The following is a 19,608-nucleotide window of genomic DNA, read 5'->3' on the forward strand; positions in this document are numbered from 1 at the left end:
TTTAAACTTGATTAGCAATGTTTGAAATTATATTTAAAAAGCCAATGCAACTTCACAGGAGCAGCAGAATTTTACAATATCTTTACGACACGCCAGGTACGTCATCCTGAACAATCCTCTCAACGTCATCTTGAACCATCCTCTCAACGTCATCCTGAACGTAGTGAAGGATCTCCTGAATCTGGCTCAGTTCCAAGCAGTTTGAGATCCTTAGCTACGCTCAGGATGACGTACCTGGCAAGTTTCGTATTGTGCTTCTTCTTTTTGAAGAATAACGAGACGGGTCAACAGAGGTTTATCTTCCTGTTTTCTGCTGGCTATTTCCTCTTGTTTTATCCAGCGAAAATGAGATTTTAAGGATAATTGCTTTAAATAGTCCAGATGATGACTAAAACGTGCGCTCGCCTGTAATTGCCAGGGCGGTTCGAAGCTGATTTCGGTATTGAAAATGAAATAGGCTCCTGTAAGTAAATGCTGGCTTATGAGCTCAAATAACTCCGAAATATCACCAAAATAAGGCAGGACATCTGCTGCAATAATCAAATCATAGGAGGCTGTATCTTTTTTCAAAAAGTGGATAATTTCATCTTCAACCAACTGATCATAGATCCCTTTTTCATGCGCCTGATCGAGCATTTTTGCAGCGATATCCACGCCGATTAATTCCTGGCAAAATGAACGAATACTGGCTCCGGAAAGTCCGGTTCCACAGCCTAAATCCAATACCCGTTCGACAATCTGAATATCGGCCTCTTTCAGGAATTTTCGAATTCGTTCTGGTAAAGAATAACCAAGATAATCCTTGAGGTGCTGATCGTAATAAAGCGCGTAATTATTGAATAAATTGGCCGCATATTCTGGCGCTGTTTCCGCTCGTTGATTATTCATCAAAGCATTCAGCATATGCCGGCTTGATTTATCCTCCGGCTCGACAAGCAAGGCCTGCTGCAGTAATTTTTTGGCCCGTTCTTTATCTTCAAGACGGAGATAAATAGCGGCGAGATTATTAAGAGCGGCAAAGTGACGAGGATCTGTTTCGAGAATTTTTTCAAAATGAGCAATGGCTTCGTTTAAATGACCTAAAGCCATTTGCGCAACGCCTGAGTTGTATAAGTATTCACTATTATCAGGAAACTGTTGCAGCAAAACATCATAATGCATTAATGCATTTTCGAAGCGGTCGTGATGGATAAATGTCGCGGCCAGATTGTTACGTGCTTCAATGTGATCATTATCAATAGTTAGTGCACGGGTGAAATAATCAACCGCTAACTGTCCATTATTCTGCTTCAAGGCGACCACCCCTAAATTAGTCAGCGCCTGCACATGATTTTCATTTTCCTGTAAAACGGTTTGAAAAGCATGTTCTGCTTCTTTCAGTCGATTGGCTTCGAGTTCCAGTACGCCCAGATAAAATTGCGCCTCAACATGAGAAGGATCCAATGCCAGGACGTTTTTAAATTGAATTTTTGCGGGGGTTAACTGATTATTTTTTAGTAATAACAAGCCTAAATTAAAGTGAGCCAATATAAAATCAGGCTCGGCATGAACGGCCTGACGATAATGCTCCAGCGCTTGAAGATAATCTCCCTGAATAGCATAGACACCTGCCAGATTGCAGTGGGCCTGGGCATACTCTTTATTATAATGAAGTGCTTCCTTGTAATGGGAAATGGCTTGATCAAGATCATGTATATTTTTATACGCATTGCCCAGATTATTAAGAAGCACCGGATTATCAGGTTTTAATTGCAGGGATTGCTTCATGAAGAGCACCGCATTGGCCATATCGCCCAACTGTGCATAGGCTAAGCCTAAATACTGCAGGGCGCGCTCATTCTGAGGATTGATATTGAGCAGCTGCTCGTAGAGGGTAATCGCCTGCGGCAATTGTCCCCCATAATGAAGCGAGTAAGCTTTCTCAAATAGTTCATCATCATTCATAGTGATCTGACCATTAAAATATGCGGGATTCCATCCTCATCAAAAGGTTCTCCCTCACTCGAAAATCCATAAGATTCATAAAAGCGTTTTAAATAAAGCTGTGCATGAATATGAACCATTTTGCCGGCAAAATGAGTTTGCAGATAATCCATGACATTATTTAGCAATTGTTTTCCCAATCCCTGGCCTCGCGCGATTGCGGCAGTGACAATACGGCCAAAACTTAAGATATTGGCATCATAGTCGGGTAGAATTCGCGCATAGGCTAATAAAGTCTCGCCTTCGCGCATACACAGGTGTAAGGCCTGCTGATCCTTATAGTCCAGATCCTGATATGGACATTGCTGCTCCACTATAAATATAGCATTTCTCAATTGCAGAATGTCATATAAATCCTGGGTGGAAAGTTCATTGAATGATTGGATGCTGGTAATCATAGTAGCTCCTTCAGCTGATCCCGAAGCTGAGATAAGGCGCGTGCCCGATGACTGATTTTGTTTTTTATTTCAGGAGATAATTCAGCGGCAGTGCACTGCCGCTCTGGAATATAAAATATTGGATCATAACCAAATCCCTTGCTTCCTCTGGGTTCAAAAATGATCTGCCCCTCGATTTTCCCATAAGCTAAAAGAGGTACAGGATCGTCTGCGAAGCGAAGGATAGCAATGGCGCAAAAGAAATACGCATACCGCTGCTCTTGCTTTAAATCCTTCATATTGTGTAAGAGTTGCTGGATATTGTCGCCATCCGTTGCGTCTTCTCCCGCATAGCGGGAGGAATAAATTCCTGGAGCGCCATTTAGCGCAGGAACCACTAAACCTGAATCATCCGCCAACGCTGCTTTTCCTGATTGTGCACTGGTATGACGAGCTTTAATCAGGGCGTTTTCAATAAAGCTTAAACCATTCTCCTCAGGGCTTTCAATTTCAAAATCAGCCATGCTTAAGCATTGAAGGGGGGAAAGAATAGCTTGAATTTCTTTAATTTTTCCTTGGTTGGCAGTCGCCAAAACGATTTCTTTCATAAATGAACCGAACATAATGGAAGCGTATTCTGAAGTATATCAATGCCCTAATCTCACCGCCTCATGCATTTGGAAAAATTTTATATTCGCCAATATTGGGTGTTTAAAATTTGGTATAATATATTAAACAATGGGCATTAGGATAGCTAAATGCATGACTTGGATAAAAAAAGGATTGTTTCAAAACCTGTAACCAATAGCCAAGGTGAAAGTCTACTCTATGGCTTTGGATATGACGAAATAAAGGGTGGTAGATATGAACAGGAAGATGCTTTAGCCTGGGAAGTTTTCGAGCCATCTCTATTTGAGGATCTGACACCGCTTCAAATAGCTCAACGCTTATGGACTTCTTATCGTCTCATTAACCTGGAAATTTTAAACAAAATAAATCAAAGCGGCACTACCGCTATAACCACCATTTTTAACCGGGAGTATCTGATTAGCGCTCTAGTCGCTGATGCAGCAGTTTTTATCGCTATTTATGATGAAAAAGGGGAGCTTGTTGGTGTTAGCAGGCTCAATCAACGCGTCCATAAACCCGAGGTGCAATCTGAGCGAGACAGGATCTATGCAGCCGGCTCATCTATAGAAGGTGACGAAGGACGGGTACAGGGTCGACTCGCTATCTCGCGAGCCTTTGGCGATAAAGACGTTAAAGGGATTATTCCTGATCCTGATTTAATGATTACCTATGTGGGGGATATTCCGAAGGAATACAGTGTACATCTTATTAGCAGCTGTGATGGATTTACCGATGCTGCAAAGGATGACACACAAAGCAGCCATGAAAAATTGTTGTATTCTTGTTTAAAGGCTTTGAACAAGGGCAAACCGGGACGCTGTGATCCTATAGAAACAGCCAGCTATCTCACCCGAACGGCTTTTGCCAGGGGATCTCGAGACAATATATCCGTGTCTGTTCAACTTGTGAAACGCAGCGGTCAATATGCCTTTTTTTACGGGATGTCTGGTATTTACGATGGCCACGGCGGCTATCAGGCTTCGCATTACACCGCAGATCACATTGGGGATATTATCAAGAAGCAGTTGCTTCTCTCTGAAAAAGAATATGCCCAGCAAGAGCAAAGTGCTATCCAACAGGAGGCTGATTTTCTGCGTGATAATCAGGACGTTAGCGATGGGGTCATCCTGAGTTTTTTCCCGCCTTCAGATGATAGTTTACCGGACGATTCTAAAGAGGCGGCTGAATCAGTGATTGAGGAATCAGACGGAGTGGTCAATACCAAGGCAAGTGAAATATCCTCTGTCATCAATGTTACATTCTGGAGTTCAGAGGAAAAAAATGTAACCAGAGTTCTTCCTGGAAATAAGCCCCCGGAATTACCTTAAATCGGCCAAATATGCGCTTAAAATAATCACAAAATATCCGTTGTGTGCACAGTGATATTTTATATCCTGATTGGACATTTTTTCAGAATTGATTTCCAAAAATACTTTCATTATCATGCCGCTGTTACCGGATATGTTTATGGAAATTAGGAACAATCATGAGCTTTGCAAGTCCTCTTTATCACATTTTTCTATTCAATTTTATCTCTTCGTTTATAAAAAATAGTACCTCCCTGTATTGTTAGCTCAGTTGGAAAATCCACGCGTTTTTAACGGTTTGGTATTCTAATACTGGCGATGTCCGATAAGTCTGGAAGGCAAATCTTACATCGCAAACAATTTGTAGACAAAAGGAAGAGAAATGTCGCAGATTTTTACAGGTACAGGCCTGGGCCTGCAAGGCTCCTCTTTGAGCCAATTAGGTGCTTACGGCCCGCAGGGTAATGCTATTTTTGGCCAGAATGGCCTTTCATTGTATATCAATGCAGCCAATGGCAATCTGATACTAAAACAATCCGATGGTTTCCTGGCGAGTCAGGGAATCGGTTTCAACTTATTTTCAACCTATAACGCTCAAGGAAAAAAAGCAGATCGCTGGCTGTTTAATACCCAAACTCATCTGATTATCGATGGCGAGCCAAACAGTGCGGGTGGGAGCCTGACCCGAATCGGTGAGGATGGGCATCACAGCCGCTTTGTTTTTGATTCGGCGAGCAAGTCCTATCTGCCCGAGGACGGCGGTACTGAAAGGATACAATGGACGGGCAGTGGATGGTCGTATTCCCAAGGCGCCTTGGCAGTCAGTTGTGAATACAATGCGGAAGGCTTGCTGACAGCCTGGAGCGATCGGGATGGGCATCGCTTGAATTATGTGTATAACCATGGCCAGCTAAGCGATATATTTGATTGCACTGGCCAGCAAAATATCCATTGGCAATTCCAGCAGGGATTACTACAGGATATCAGTTTTTATGATCAGGGTTTGCTAGTCCATCACCTCCACTATAACTATGACGATTCAGGCCGTCTTCGATTAGTTATCCAGGATCAGGGGGATGGAAAGAGCTCCTGGGTGGCTTACGATTATCAGGATGATTCAGATCTCATCGAGTCAATACGTCAAAGCGATGGCTGTGCGCTGCATTTCAGCTATGACGAGCAGAACCGGGTAAGCAGTATGTCTGATGGAGAGGGCAGGATAACTCGATTCAATTATGAACCAGGCTGCACAAAAGTAAGCAATCAATTGGGAGAAACGTGGTGCTATTCATTTGATGATAAGGATCGCCTCACAGAAATCAGAGGTCCGGACAATCATACAATCAGTTATCAATACCAGGGCAATTATCTCAGTCGTATTGTGAAGGGCGGACTGGCATGGAACTTTATTTATAATGAGGCAGGAGACTGTATACGTACTGAGGAACCTGATGGACAGATTATTCAAAGAACCTTTGACGCCGAGCATCGCCTCTTGTCTGAAAGCAAATCATCCGTGTTTAACGGAGATAACCATTCTGGCCAGACAGCGACAGCCCATTATATCTATGATTCAAAGGGACATTTGCGTTTTGCAATTTCTGATAATGGAACGGTTACTGAATATCGCTATAACGAGGCGGGTGCATGCCTCAATCGCCGCATCTATTTAAAATCAGCTTTTGATTCAAGCCTTTTTTCGGATTTAAGCCAACCTGATTTAAATGATTTAGAGTCCTGGAGCAAACGCCAGCCTGCCGCGCAAATCAGCCTGGTCGAATATCAATATGACTGGCGCGGACAACTGCAGCAGGAAATCCACTATCAATCCGTGGACGCAGCAGGAAACGGTTTTGAGCAAAATGCATTAAGAACTTACTATCAATATGATGCGCGCGGACGTTTGATTGAAAAAACAGTACCCACTGAATGGGGTGATAACAAAACCTATTTTTTTTATGATGATTTGGGTCGTCTCACCTGTTCCAGAGATAATTTGGGTCTTATCAATCAGTATGAATATGACGACAGTCATCAACGAATTATTCAAACGGACAGCAGGGGCTTAAAAACACTTTATCTCTATGATCGAAGCGGGCTTCTTTTGTCAAAGCAGCAGCTAGGTAACAATAACCGTGATTTTGGAGTACAGCGGTTTGAGTATGATAAAGCAGGACGTCTGATTTCGGAAACTGACTGGGAAGGACGGAAAAGCTGGTATTTGTATGACAAGGCAGGGTTGCTTTGCGCTAAAGTCGATAACAATGGTCATTTGAAGGAATACCGCTACGATGCCGAGGGGCGCCTGATACAGTCCATCGAATACGCCCAAAGAGTAAACGAACAGGAGCTTGACGGTTTAAAGCTTGAAGAAATTCGCCCAACTCATTCAAGTAAAGATCGCTACAGCTGGACTTTTTATAATCAATACAACCAAATTGCTTATCAGGTCGATGCCACCGGGGCAATTATTGGTTACCGCTACGATGCACAAGGCCAATTGACTGAAAAAATCGCCTATGCAGAGCGTATAGCAATAACTAATTTGTTTGATGCTATAAAATCGGGAACGATAACCCCGGTTGAAAATGCTCATGATCGGCGCTACCGATACTACTATGATATTGCCGGGCATTTGCAGGCCGAAATTAATGCTGAGGGAGCGACAATCGCCTATCAGTATGATCGCCTGGGAAACTGTATTGAAGTTCGTAAATTTTACAACAAGGCAATTACCAGCGATCTGAAATTCTGGGGGGAGATTGAGCCGGCTGCTTCCGACAAAGACATTGTTAATTACTCATTTTATAATTCGGCTGGTTTAAAGGAAGCGGATATTGATGGCGAAGGGTTTGCCACCAGTTATTACTACAATAACGCGGGTATGTTGCTTGAAAAAAGACAATATTTTACCGCTTTATCCAAGCCATTGCGTTTGAGCTTTGATAAACCCTGGGAGGATCAAAAACCCAACTGTCATCCCAAAGACCGGATAACCAGTTATCGCTATGACGAACGGCAGTTATTAATCGAGGAAAATCAGTCAGGCGGTTTAACCATAAATTATTTCTACGACAATAGCGGTTTAATGCTCGAAAAAAGAGCTTTCGATCGTTTCCGGGATCAAATCAGGGGTGCACGCTATCAATACGATGAGCGAGGTCGACTGATAGCAAGTCTCAGTGCAGAAGGCGAAAAGTTATTGCGCAATATCGCGCTTTCAAAGGAAGAAATTGCCGCTATCTGGCAGCAGCATGCTGTCCATTATAGTTACAGTAATAATGATTCCTTACTGACTAAAACCAATGCGCTTGGGCAAACAGAGCGCTATGTTTATGATGAGCAGGGCCGGCTGGCCTTTATTCTCAATGCCGATGGGGAAATCAGGGAACAGCAATATGATGACTTCGGGAATCTGACCCGTTACATCCAATACAGCAAACATTTTAAAAATCTGCCTCCTGAAATGAATGCTGGCAATTTACACGATTACCTGACATTGCATAAAGATCCCGCAGATGAAGTAACCGAGTATGAGTACAACCATCTCGGGCAGGTTATCAGAACCTGTAAAGGTTCTCGCCTGGAAACAGCGACCCGCTACAATGCCTTTGGCGAAGTGGAGCAACTGATTCAGGATGCACAGGGAAAATCCCCGCTCACAACCAGTTATTTCTATGATAAGAGGGGGCTTCTGGTTTTGCAGCAGGACAGTGTCACAGGAATTTATAAGCCGCAATCCTGGAGTTATGATCGTTTTGGGCGGCTGATGATCGCAGTTGACGCCAATCAAAATAAGACCAGTTATAAATACAACCAGCGAGGGGAATGTACCGCCGTCATCAATGCGAAAGGTAAAGAGAAAACCATGCGCTATGACGCGTTTTCAAGGCTAGTGTATGAATTTGATCAGCTGCGGACCATTTATGAATATGATGATAGCAACAACAGCGTAACTATCAGACAGCCGGATAAAGGCAGAGAAGTCAAGACAGAATTTAATGCCTTTGGAGACAAGATTAGCTTCACTGACTTCAATGGTGCGATTACCTCTTTCACATATGATGTGAATGGGCAATTAATCGAAAAAAATGGACCCTTGGGTCTTCAGTCTTTTTATACCTATGACCGCGCCGGGCAATTAATCAAGGAATCAAAAGACGGCCGTATTACTCAATACAGTTATGATGCGGCGGGAAGAGTATTGAGTAAAACCATCGATCCAGAGGGTTTGAATCTCAGTACGCGCTATCATTTTGATGGTATAGGTCGTCAACTGGAGGTCATTGGCCCTGATCAGATTGTTAAACAATACCGCTACGACAATGCTGGAAATTGTATTCGTAGTTGCATTGATCCTTTGGGTTTAAATTTAATCACCGAGTATGAATATGACAGTCAGAATCAGCTGACCAGGCAAACAATCCTTAATTCCGGCGGCAAAAACCAGATTACTGCCTATGAATGGGATGCTTTAGGACGATGTACCCAAAAAATAATTGATCCTGAAGGTCTGTCCCTGGTGACGCAATATACCTACGACGCCAAGGGCAATCTCTGCAGTGAAACCGATCCTCGGGGCAATACCCGGTATTGGATCTATGATGTCATGGATGAATGCCGGTTCCAAATTGATGCGCGGGGCTGTGTCACTGAGTTTAAATATGATCAGAATGGCCGCAATATTTGCACTATCCAATATGCCAATGAAGTGCGGCTAAATGCAGCGGCTACAGAAAATGACATGAAACTGCTGCTTAAAAGCAGTAGCGCGGATCGCTACAGCTTCAAGCAATTTGATTCCGATGGACATGTGCTATTAAGCTTTGATCCAATGGGTTATGCGACTGCATACACCTATGATGTGCAAGGCAATGCCACTCGGATAATACGTTATGCAAAACCGGCATCACTTGAGGATTTAAAGAACGGTATCATTCCGGTTTTTGGAAAAACGGAAGCTGGTCGGGTACAGCATCTGGCCTATGACAGTTTAAACCGCCTGTGTTATCAGCTGGATGACGAACATCATCTGACTGAGTTTATATATAATCAAGCTGGCGAAGTGGTTTCTAAAACCCGATTTGCCAATCGCTTTCTCTTCGATTTAAATCAATTCAATCAGGCTAAGATTGAAAAATCGATATCCAGAAATCTGCAGTCTGATCAAACCAGCCGTTATAGCTATGATCAGGCAGGCCGACTGCTTGCTGAGTTAAATGCTGAAGGCTTTGCCGTTAAATATCAATATGATCGTCTGGGTAATCTTATTGCCACGCAGGGTTTTGCAATACCAGTAAGCAGCGTATTTGATGAAAACTGGCTGTCTGCTCTCAAATCAGATAGTCATGATCGTATTTCTCGTTCAGTGTTTGACGCGGCTGGCCGGGAAATTTATCGAATCAGCGCCGAGGGACGTGTGATTGGCCGACAATATGATGCGGTTGGAAATATTATCTCCGAAACCAGCTATGCCGCCAGGCTCAATCTATCAGAATACTCTGAAGAGAGCTTGGCGCTGGCGCTGCAAAACATCCAGGGGCGAACCTCGGCTTATCAATATGACAGCAATGGGCGCCTGACGAATAAAACAGATGCCGAAAATCAGCAGACAGTATATGACTATGATGCGAATGGCAATCTCATCTCCAAAACAGAAGCGAATAAAGCGATCTGGTGTTACGAGTATGATGCGTCCAATCAATTAATTACCACCATTTCCCCCGAAGTCGATGTCGCCTTGGGTTATCAATCGCAGCGCCGTTCGATCATAACTCGAAACCTGTACGATAACTTTGGAAATATTATTAAAACGGTCAAGGATGCAGAAGGACTTTGCCAAATTCGTGAATATACTTTTGATGCAAACAATCATTGTGTACAAATCAGTTATCCCGATGTAGCCATCAATAAAGCAGACTTAAACGGCTCAATGAACCGGCAGGAGCTAAGGGAAACCTTGAACGAAACATTTCGTTACAATGCTTTCGGTGAGGTCGAGGCTCAGTCTGATCGGGCTGGTAACTGGCAATATTTTACCTATGATCGCGAAGGGCATTTACGGTTTTCATTGAATCAATTGGGCGCTTTAACTGAGTATGAATACAATGATTTGGGCCAGCTGGCTGGAAAAACCACTTACGCCACAGGCATTTACCTCAAGCCCGGTAGTGAGGTAAACGGTACACAGCTTGCCGATGCTCGTAAAACCAACGTCCTGGATCGCCATGAGTTTTATCAATATGATCGGCTGAATCGGCTAATTAAGACAGAAAAAGACAGTATGCGGTCATTCAACTCGTCCAGCCGCAGCTATGAGTTTTCTACTCCAACAACTCGTTATCAGTACAATGCCTTCGGGGAAGTCATCAATACTGCTGTTTTGCTGCACGAGGGAGTCTATGCTTACAGCCGTCGATACTACGATAAAGATGGCTTGCTCACTGGAGAACTAAATGCTGAAAATTATTTAACCCGGTATCAATACAATGCCTTTGGTGAATTAAGCCAGCAAACCGAGTACGCCGAGCGAGCCAGTTGCTTTGATGACTTTGATGTTAAATCACCGGTAAGTACCAGTTTGGATCGAGTGTTTCTATATCAATATGATGCTTTGGGAAGAGTTCAGAGAAAAACACAGCGTCAGGTGACGTATCAACAGTTGAATAGCAATGGACAACTGGTGAATTTAACCGCTGATATTGTTAATTCCTACGAATACGACAGCATGGGGCACCTGGTAAAAATGACCGATGCCGAGGGGCAGAGCAGTTATTTCAGCTATGATGCGCTTGGGCAGTTAAAAGCCAAAATGGGCCCGCAAACACAATCTGGGCGTGCTGCTGTCTCGTATACCTATGATGGCCTTGGGCATCTTATCGAAACTATTCAATATGCGAATGGAGCTAAACTCGACAGTGAGGGTTTTATTCTCCCCGCAGCATCAGCCAATGACCTTCATACGCTTGATTTCTATGACAGCAATGATCAATTGCTCCTGCAGCAGGATGCGATGGGGCATCTTAAATTTTATAGCTATGATGAACAAGGGAATATAGCCCGTGCCTGGGAGTTACTTTCCCAGATTGACGGAAGCCAGCGGCTTATAGACAAGCGCTATTTTTATGATGCCGGCGGCCATTTGCTGCGAGCGGCTACTCGAAAAGCCAATGGTGACTGGGCTTGTGAGGATAGCCAATATAATGTGTTTGGCGAAGTGGCTCATAAGGGAATTAATGGACAACTTAATATCCATTATGACTACGATCAGGCGGGGCGTTTATGGCGCACTAACTCCGCGGGCTATTATCAATTGTTCATCTATGATTTGAGCGACAAAGTGACGCAAATCATAACCTCTACCAACGCCTTTCGTCCGGCTGCCGGAGAAGATGGTGTGGATCTGTCGGATAAACAGTTTGAAACTGCGCGATCTTTTCAAACGGAATCCTGGGAGTTTGATCTTCAGCGGCAGAATAATCTCTATGACAAACTGGGCAATTTGCTGGCGCAGAACCGTGAGTCGACAGAAAATCCGCTAACGATTAACGATAGTGTCCATCTGAAAACCATAAATCAGACGTATAGCTATGATCGCTGGGGAAATGTGTTAAGCCATCGTAATGCCAATGGCTATGAAACGAACTATCAGTATAACGGCTTAAACCAGCTCACTGAACAGGAGCTCCCCCAGGTAATGGCTTATGATGAACATGGTGTCGGTCGATTAATCAATCCTCGGCTGCTCTATGCCTACGATCGCCTGGGTCGATTGATTGGTTTTACGGATGCCAATGGACATACGGTAACAAAAGTATTGGATGCCTCAGGGAATGTAATACAGGAACGGGATGCGAAAGGAGGGCTGAGGCAGAAATACTATGATATTTTCGGCCGGCTGAAAGAGAGCATCAATGAGTTGGGCGGCTCTACGGTTTATCTTTACGACAAAGCGAATCGTTTGACCGGCATTCAGACTTCGGGAAGTAAACAGCAATATTTCTACGATGAGGCTGGCCAGCTTCTGCAGCAAACAGATGGCGAAAACAATTCTTCTTTGTTTGTGTATGATGAATTGGGAAATTTAATTGGCAAACGAAATACCTTTGGGTATTGGCGATCAATGACCTATGACGATGCCGGTCATAAACTGGCCGAAACGGATGAGCTTGGCCATGTTCAAAGCTGGAGCTATCAGGATGGGCGACTGATTTCGCACACTGATCTGGGGCAGCACCAGACCACTTATCGGTATAACCGTAACGGTTTGCTGCTTTCGGAATCGGGTTCTGGACGCTCGATAGAATACCATTACCAGGGCGATGGAAGTCTTAAACAATACGTGGATAACGCTCGCGGCGAGGTGTTGAATTACCAGTATGACAATGAGGGAAATGTCAGCAGCAAACAAAGCTCTCGTATCAATCCAGGAAAGGACGGCTGGTTGCTTGAGTCTGATCATTATGAATATGACAGTCTTGGACGATTAATTTCTGTCAGGCGAGCCCATCCCGATGATGTGGATAGCCGTTTCCCGCAGCAGGATAAAAGCCTGTTATCAATCGATTATCAATACGATGCGGCCGGTAATTTAAGGCATAGTCTTATCACCGCTAACTATGGAGGATATGAAAAAGCCAGTAGTGATGAATACTACAGTTATGATGAAAATAATCGCATTAAAATCAGTAAAGGAAAATTGATCGAGGGTAATATACAAATTGATAAAGATCAGGGAAGCCTTCTTGATTATGATGCCGCTGGTAATTTAACCGGTGCGGATAAATATGAGGAGGGGATCCTGCATCATTATTTATATGGATACAATAAAGGCAACCAACTGAAATGGACGCAAAAAGATAATCTAACCCTGGAGTCAAGAAAGTATAATCAGGCGGGACAGGTCATTGAGGATCGCCTCTTTGATGCGAAGGGGAATGTCGCCCAGATTAATCGCTCGAGTTATAAAAACGGCTTTTTGGATTATGTGACTACCACCCGCCCTGTAGGAAACCTTGAGCATCTGGTGAGCCAAAACAAGTTCTACTATGACGTTGCAGAAAACCTGACTGCAGAAATGCTGCGGGTGGAGAAACAGGGGCAAAATGCGGGATATACACTCACGCATGTATATAGTTTTGACTGGTGGGATGATTATCGCCGCTCGGAAGATCGGGCTACATTGAGTATTGACAATCAGGCTTCAACCCACGGTCTGAGTATGCGGATTTATGATGTCAATGGTCAACTACAGGATGCCATTGATCAACAGCCCGACTCCAGCGGCAGAACCAACAGCGCACATTACTCCAGCAGTGCTGTGGACGGCATCCGCTCGCGGGAAGACCAAACCGGTAAAACCAGTTATCTCAGTGTGAATGGGAAACACATTGCGGATATAAAACTGGATGCCACCACCGGCAGGCAAACGCTGACAGTCTATGGCGGTTTTACTCCGGAAGGCAGCGCCCATCCTTCACAAAAAACCAACCCCTGGATATGGAACCCCCGCGCTGGTTATGGAAATTTCAACGCCTTTTTTCAGAACGGCAGAACGACTGCGGAATCCATGCAAGCCCGAAACGAGCCGAATGATACAATAAGCCCCAATAGTCCCCAGGATAATTTAGGAAGTTACACCGTAAGTGCAGGCGATACTTTGGAGTCAATCGCCCTTCAGGTCTATGGCGATAGCAGTCTATGGTATTTAATTGCAGATGCCAATGGCATCACCAGTCGTGAGGAGCGGGCAGGAAGTTCTTCACAAATGCACGCAGGACAGCGGCTGGTCTTGCCTCCTGTCTTCTCAAATCAGCATAATAGTGCCGATACGCACAACGTGCTCAGAGAAGATTATTTTATAGGCAACACCAGTGCGACTGCACCCATGCCCAAGCCTTTATCAACGGACTCATCCCCCGTTCAACGAAAGCATCATAAATTACTTGGCAAAGTATTGACTGCAGTAGTCGGTACTATTATTACCGTTTTGGCCGCGGCAGCCGTTGCAAGTATTTTTGCCCCTTCTGCTCTGGCGATTAACGGCCTGGGAGGTATCTTTAAACTGGGATTATCCACTCTGTGGGGCGGATCTTCTCTGGGTGTCAGTTTAGGAGCAAGCTTAAGTGCCGGTTTTATTGGCAATATGGCCAGCCAGGGCGTTGCCAGTATGGCCGGCTTACAGGAAGGAATGCATTGGGGCGCTGCATTGACCACCGCATTGGCCACAATGGCAAGTGCCGGTTTAATGCGCGGCATGAAAATGGATGGATTGGCAAAAGATGCCCTCGGCTTTTTAAGTGACAAGTCGCCTGCGCTATTCAACTTTTCCTCTGCAGCAGAAATGATGAGTCAAAATGCGCTCAGCCAGGGAATAACGCTCGCTGCCAACCAGCAAAAACATTTCGACTGGCAACGGCTGGCCGCCAGTGGCGTAACAGCAGGTCTAATGGGAGGAGAAGCAGGAGGGAGAGTCAGTAATGCCTTAAGAGCAATCGATAAAACCGAAATGATTAACACCGAGCTTAATTCATTACTAAATCAAGGCAGCCACGCCCTCCTGACCGGCCAAAGCATCAACACTTTGCAGATACTGGAAGACAATCTGGGAGATAGCATAGGTCAGGGCATTATGAAATCAGCAATTCAAGATTCTGAAACTAATGAGCTAGACACCGACAATTCCAGCTCAAGCCCTGAAGACAGCATCGAATCCCTCTACCTCGACAATGAAGAGAGTATTCTTCTGAATCTCAACGAAAATTCAACCGCCCAATCTATCCTTCCGCCGACAGATCCATTATCCTTGGCAACCAACAACGAATTAGATTTAAGAAACACCCTCACGGATCTATACAATTATGGAAAGAACTCAGTAATGGATAGATACAACAGCTTAACCCAAGGTTTAAATGACCTTGAAAAAGAATACAACGTGAGATCCCACTTCTATGACATATTAAGAGATCTAAAGCCAGAACCGATTGATGATAGTCCAACTTGGAAAGATACAATCGGATCACTTGCAATGGATTGCATACCAATAATAGGCCAGGCCAAAGCCCTCACAGAAATTTATTACGGCTATGACCTAGTAACTGGCCAAGAAATAAACCGCGGCCTGGCCGTTCTATCTTTAATTCCAGGGACAGCGCTAGCGATCAAACCAGTTAAATTTTTAAGTAAAACTAAGGCTGGAAAAGTGATTTCAACATATAAAGCAACTATCATAAGACACTCAGCAAATGCAGCTATAGCTGGTGGGAGTTCTTATGGTGCAGCTGTGTCAACGGGAGATGAGCATCCCATACAAACAGCTATACTGGCTTCAGCTATTGGATTGGCAGTTGGGTACAAAGTAAACCCTAGTCGAAGCAATGCTGCTAAAATTAATTTTCTTGCAGGGGGGACTTTAAGCTCCATTAATCAGAAAATTGATAGTTACAAAACTGGAAAACCTGTAAGTGTAACAAAAGTTATAATAAACGCTACTTTTACAAGCTTGGGAGCTGCTTGGACTTTTGGCATGCCTGTAATTACCGCGGCGATGCTTAGATTTCAAACAGAAACGCCATCCATAAAAATAGGGGAAGAGCTCTATGACAGATTTAACCAAACAAAAGCTTAAGTTTATTGATGTAAGTCTTGGACCGAAAGGGTTCCTGATATGGGTATTTTTTCCTGCCTTATTTTTCATTTTATTTATACTAACGCTATATATTAATTCATTGATACACATTAGAGGAGTCGAAGAGGCTCTGGGAGAGTTGATAGGTGGTTCAATGGTTTCTTGGTTTCTTTTCCGAGTGAACTGTGCGTTGTTATTCGCTTTGAAAAGTGCCCAAGAAATAATAATTGATGGAGATTACATCTGTCTAAGATCTTTTTTGGGAAAGAAGAATCGACTCCACATCGATGCACTATTGGACGTAACCTATTTAAAAAATAATTGGTTGTTTACAGAATCACCTATTTTTAAAGTTGGTGGTGAACACATAGAATTATTATTCAAGCCTAAATCGACAGTTTACATAGGGGATAACCTAGATGGATACAGTAAGCTGAAAGCTATTTTAGGTGAAAAAATTAATCAGAGGTTGAAACTAGACTATCAGGAATTAAACTTTGTTGACCATATTTATGGTTCAAAAGGTAGGCAAATTTGGCTGGCCCTCCCCTCTTGTGTATTTTTTATTCTCGTCTTTTTCTGCGGAATCGTATGCTTTTCTACTAGCAGCTTGAATGCTGTTGAACGTATTGTGATTATTTTGGGTATTCTATTGGCGATGGCTTTTGTTGTACTAAGTATGCGCACAATATTTCTTGCAACTAAAACGGCACAGAATGTGAGCATTGATAATAACTCAATAAAAATTAGATTTTTTTCAGGATGTACTAAGAAGTATTTTTTTTCCGAAATTAACTCAATCCAGGAAGTAAAAAATACTAGGTTTTTCACAGAAGACTCAAATCTGTTTATGCAGGACAAGAATCATTTATTGATTAAACTTCAAAATAAGAAAAAAATCTATATGAGCGAAAACTTTGAGTATTATGATAAATTGAAGTTAGCTTTATTAGAAAGATTTGATCAGCCTTGCTAGATTGTACTTTCTGAAGTGCGATTAAAGTTTATCGCAAACATCCTGCACAGGGTTATGTCATATAAAATTATTTTTAATATAAATTAATGCTCACTTCAGTAAAAGAATGAAAATTAGTAACTAAGAACGGGTTGCTTAATTGCATTAAAAAATGGTGAAAGAATATAGGATTAGCATAAAGATTGAAAAAAATACGATCTAAATATCTCGGCCCGGGGATTATTTTTCTCGTGTTTGTTGAAAATTCATTTCTTTGAATTTATGATTGCGCTAGCTGTAGTAAATGGATGTAGTTCATGACATTGTATGAGTTTAAATACATTATAGAAGAAATCATATCAGCCTATCATCAGAATAAGTACAATCTTTTAATGGATTCAATTAATCGGATTCTGGACTGTAATTTGACTAGTTCCATTGAAAAAATGACAAGTCTTACTATTTTACTGGAGGGATTATATAAACATTCTTGGACTTTATTTTCTCCTGAACAATTAAATAATCTTAGAATGATAAGATGGTCTAATCATTATGGAACGCCAACAGTCCCGTTTCTTCTTACATTTAGCTCTCAGATTAATCAAGTTTGCAACTCTCTCAGGTCAGGAGGTTCAACACTTGTCAATTTAGAGGCTCTCAAAGCCTCCCACTCATATACCATAGATCATATAAATCAGGTGTTGGTAAAACCTAATTCAATATTTGAAGTTGCTATACCACAACTTTTACAGTCAAACGAAGCTTTTATCAAAACCCATAATCCGCTGGGCGGTTTTGTTGTAAAACCATGTGACATTATTTCAGAGCAATTCCTTTTACATGCTGGACAATGCTATCAAAACAATGGAGCTGTATTGGAAATTGGAGCTGGTTTTGGAGCTGCATCACTTTTAGCGGGTTCAAAGGGTGTTAAAGTTTTTTGCAATGATATTTCTGCAGAAAATCTTGCTGTAGTTAAGCAACTTCATCTAAACCAGACAAAAGAAGGCATCACTGCCTCTGGAGATGCTTCTGAGTTCATATTAATACCAGGTGATTTTCCAGATGAATTATTAAGCCTACCCAAGAAATATTTCGATGCAATATTAATTAGTCGCGTCCTACATTTTTTTAAAGGAGAAAAAATAGATAAGGCGGTTTCATTTGCGGCCAAATTATTAAAACCGGGTGGAAAGCTATATCTTATTTGTGAAACGCCATATTTGAAAAACTGGCAAAGATTTTTACCTGAGTATGAGAAAAGATTAAAGAATAATATTGAATGGCCTGGGGAAATCACTAATCCGACCGATTATGAAAGTAGTGGTAGAGCAAGCTCTTTGACGTGGTCAAGTAATTTAAGACACACCAGTTAAGCAACTTTCTTTACACCCCGTCCTCCATACTCCATTTCAAATTGGTTGGGATTTTTGTAACCCAGGGTTGAATAGGAGGGCGCTTTAATATGCAAAGAATTCGACCGTGAAATAAAACTGGTGCGAATCTCTGACACTGACTTTTTACCTGAAAAGAATCAAGATTTCAAAATTAGCATTAATGGAGAGCAAGTGACTATTGAGTTTATCCATAGCAATCCGAAATTTTTATTTGAACAGTCGTTACCAGAATCTCGAGAGCACTCTTCATTTTTTGCAGCTATTTCCGAATTGTCAGGCCGTCAGCCTGCTCAACAGGTACAACATACTGATAGGGTTGATGTGCCTGTGCATGAAACACAAGTAGTTAATTTAGAATCCGCTCGGGATTTAAATCAACGATTTCGAGAAGCTGTGGGCAATGTTAGATGTGAGGAGGTAAAACCTTCGGCAGCTGAAGAGGTATTAGAAACAAAAAGTTCGCCATCCCTCTCTTAGATGCTTTAATTAAAGCTGTGTAATTGCGCATAGAACAACCAACATTTGTAGCTAGTAAACGATAAAGTAAGTTTAGGTCGATTACAACTACAAAAAAATTAGATTAGACTCTGTCCAAGATTAGTTTTGAAATCAATTGCAATAACTTCATACGAGGTGTTGAAGAAAAATCATGATTAGCTTCTTTGATGCTATAGGTTGGGATATGATCGATTGGCTGTTGATTTCCCAGAACTTGATCATTTTCAGCAAAAACAATACGAACATCATTGTGTTTAGCAAGATCGCTGTATAATGATTGTGCATCAATGGTTTTGAATTCAGACCAAAAATGCGTAGGAACCTCAATAATTAGATCGGAACGAACTAAACGAGAGTTGCCTTGAATATTTAGATGTGAGCCTGGATTTTTCCATCCTTTCGTATTAATAAATTCTTCAAAAGGAGAGAAAAGTGGCGGAGCCAACAATAGGATTAATGCATTATGGGGGCGCTCGAGAGCAATAATAATACAACCTTGGGAATGACCAACAAAAATGAAGTTATCGATATTATAATGATCCTGAATATATTGGATAATTTTATTTAAGCGTTGGCGCTGAATCTGAAAAGGTAAAGCAATGCATCGGTCATTTAACACGTGTGAATACTCAGCTCGCACTGAAAGCATAGTATCAAGACAGATAGATTCTATATCTACAAACAATCCTCTGGATTGACGTTTTACGCCAAAGCCGTGTACAAAAATAACTGCAGTTTTAGCTTGAAGAGTATTACCGTAAAGTTCAACTTCAAAATGATCGTCAGAATGGAGTGTTATTATTTTTTTTAAAGTGGTCATATTTATTGCTCATTA

At 42.4% G+C, this 19,608-nt stretch carries 9 protein-coding genes; 5 read left to right on the plus strand and 4 right to left on the minus strand.

The annotated features are described in order from the left end of the window. Positions 1–210 precede the first annotated feature (210 nt). The 3 genes from LXA66_RS06460 to rdgB are packed head-to-tail and all read right to left on the minus strand — an operon-like array spanning position 211 to position 2,968. A complete protein-coding gene (locus LXA66_RS06460; RefSeq protein WP_233012459.1) occupies positions 211–1,944 on the minus strand; it encodes a tetratricopeptide repeat protein in 1,734 nt (577 codons plus the stop codon). Next, positions 1,941–2,381 carry a GNAT family N-acetyltransferase gene (locus LXA66_RS06465; RefSeq protein WP_233012460.1) on the minus strand — a complete coding sequence of 147 codons (441 nt, stop codon included), beginning with the start codon at positions 2,379–2,381 and terminating at the stop codon, positions 1,941–1,943. The genes LXA66_RS06460 and LXA66_RS06465 overlap by 4 nt, the downstream gene beginning before the upstream one ends. Further along, on the minus strand, positions 2,378–2,968 hold the full coding sequence (gene rdgB, locus LXA66_RS06470; RefSeq protein WP_233012461.1) for an RdgB/HAM1 family non-canonical purine NTP pyrophosphatase: 591 nt from the start codon (positions 2,966–2,968) through the stop codon (positions 2,378–2,380). Before rdgB ends, LXA66_RS06465 begins: the two co-directional genes overlap by 4 nt. A 150-nt stretch (positions 2,969–3,118) precedes the next feature. On the opposite strand from rdgB, the gene LXA66_RS06475 reads away from it, so the two are divergent. The 5 genes from LXA66_RS06475 (at position 3,119) to LXA66_RS06495 (ending at position 18,752) form a co-directional block, all read left to right on the plus strand. After that, positions 3,119–4,318 (plus strand): PP2C family serine/threonine-protein phosphatase, encoded by a 1,200-nt coding sequence (locus LXA66_RS06475; protein WP_233012462.1) that lies wholly within the window; start codon positions 3,119–3,121, stop codon positions 4,316–4,318. Positions 4,319–4,679: 361 nt separating this feature from the next. Further along, on the plus strand, positions 4,680–15,923 hold the full coding sequence (locus tag LXA66_RS06480) for a pre-toxin TG domain-containing protein (RefSeq protein WP_233012463.1): 11,244 nt from the start codon (positions 4,680–4,682) through the stop codon (positions 15,921–15,923). Further along, the gene (locus LXA66_RS06485; RefSeq protein ID WP_233012464.1) at positions 15,895–16,899 is read left to right on the plus strand and encodes a hypothetical protein; all 1,005 of its coding nucleotides are present in this window, start codon (positions 15,895–15,897) and stop codon (positions 16,897–16,899) included. Before LXA66_RS06480 ends, LXA66_RS06485 begins: the two co-directional genes overlap by 29 nt. Before the next feature lie 296 nt (positions 16,900–17,195). Continuing rightward, positions 17,196–18,254: a class I SAM-dependent methyltransferase gene (locus LXA66_RS06490; protein WP_233012465.1), complete on the plus strand. Its 1,059-nt coding sequence runs from the start codon at positions 17,196–17,198 to the stop codon at positions 18,252–18,254. Positions 18,255–18,446: 192 nt separating this feature from the next. Then, positions 18,447–18,752: a hypothetical protein gene (locus LXA66_RS06495; RefSeq protein ID WP_233012466.1), complete on the plus strand. Its 306-nt coding sequence runs from the start codon at positions 18,447–18,449 to the stop codon at positions 18,750–18,752. Between the two features lie 103 nt (positions 18,753–18,855). Here the strand turns inward: LXA66_RS06495 and LXA66_RS06500 are convergent, their stop codons facing one another. Then, the gene (locus LXA66_RS06500) at positions 18,856–19,593 is read right to left on the minus strand and encodes an alpha/beta hydrolase (RefSeq protein WP_233012467.1); all 738 of its coding nucleotides are present in this window, start codon (positions 19,591–19,593) and stop codon (positions 18,856–18,858) included. Between the last annotated feature and the right edge of the window lie 15 nt (positions 19,594–19,608).

It is taken from the genome of Legionella sp. 16cNR16C, from assembly GCF_021297775.1.
Lineage (GTDB): Bacteria > Pseudomonadota > Gammaproteobacteria > Legionellales > Legionellaceae > Legionella_C > Legionella_C quinlivanii_A.

Bases quoted from the DNA above. Each gene is read 5' to 3' on its own strand.
- LXA66_RS06460 (WP_233012459.1), bottom strand. From the start codon at position 1,944: ATGAATGATGATGAACTATTTGAGAAAGCTTACTCGCTTCATTATGGG.
- LXA66_RS06465 (WP_233012460.1), bottom strand. From the start codon at position 2,381: ATGATTACCAGCATCCAATCATTCAATGAACTTTCCACCCAGGATTTA.
- rdgB (WP_233012461.1), bottom strand. From the start codon at position 2,968: ATGAAAGAAATCGTTTTGGCGACTGCCAACCAAGGAAAAATTAAAGAA.
- LXA66_RS06475 (WP_233012462.1), top strand. From the start codon at position 3,119: ATGCATGACTTGGATAAAAAAAGGATTGTTTCAAAACCTGTAACCAAT.
- LXA66_RS06480 (WP_233012463.1), top strand. From the start codon at position 4,680: ATGTCGCAGATTTTTACAGGTACAGGCCTGGGCCTGCAAGGCTCCTCT.
- LXA66_RS06485 (WP_233012464.1), top strand. From the start codon at position 15,895: ATGACAGATTTAACCAAACAAAAGCTTAAGTTTATTGATGTAAGTCTT.
- LXA66_RS06490 (WP_233012465.1), top strand. From the start codon at position 17,196: ATGACATTGTATGAGTTTAAATACATTATAGAAGAAATCATATCAGCC.
- LXA66_RS06500 (WP_233012467.1), bottom strand. From the start codon at position 19,593: ATGACCACTTTAAAAAAAATAATAACACTCCATTCTGACGATCATTTT.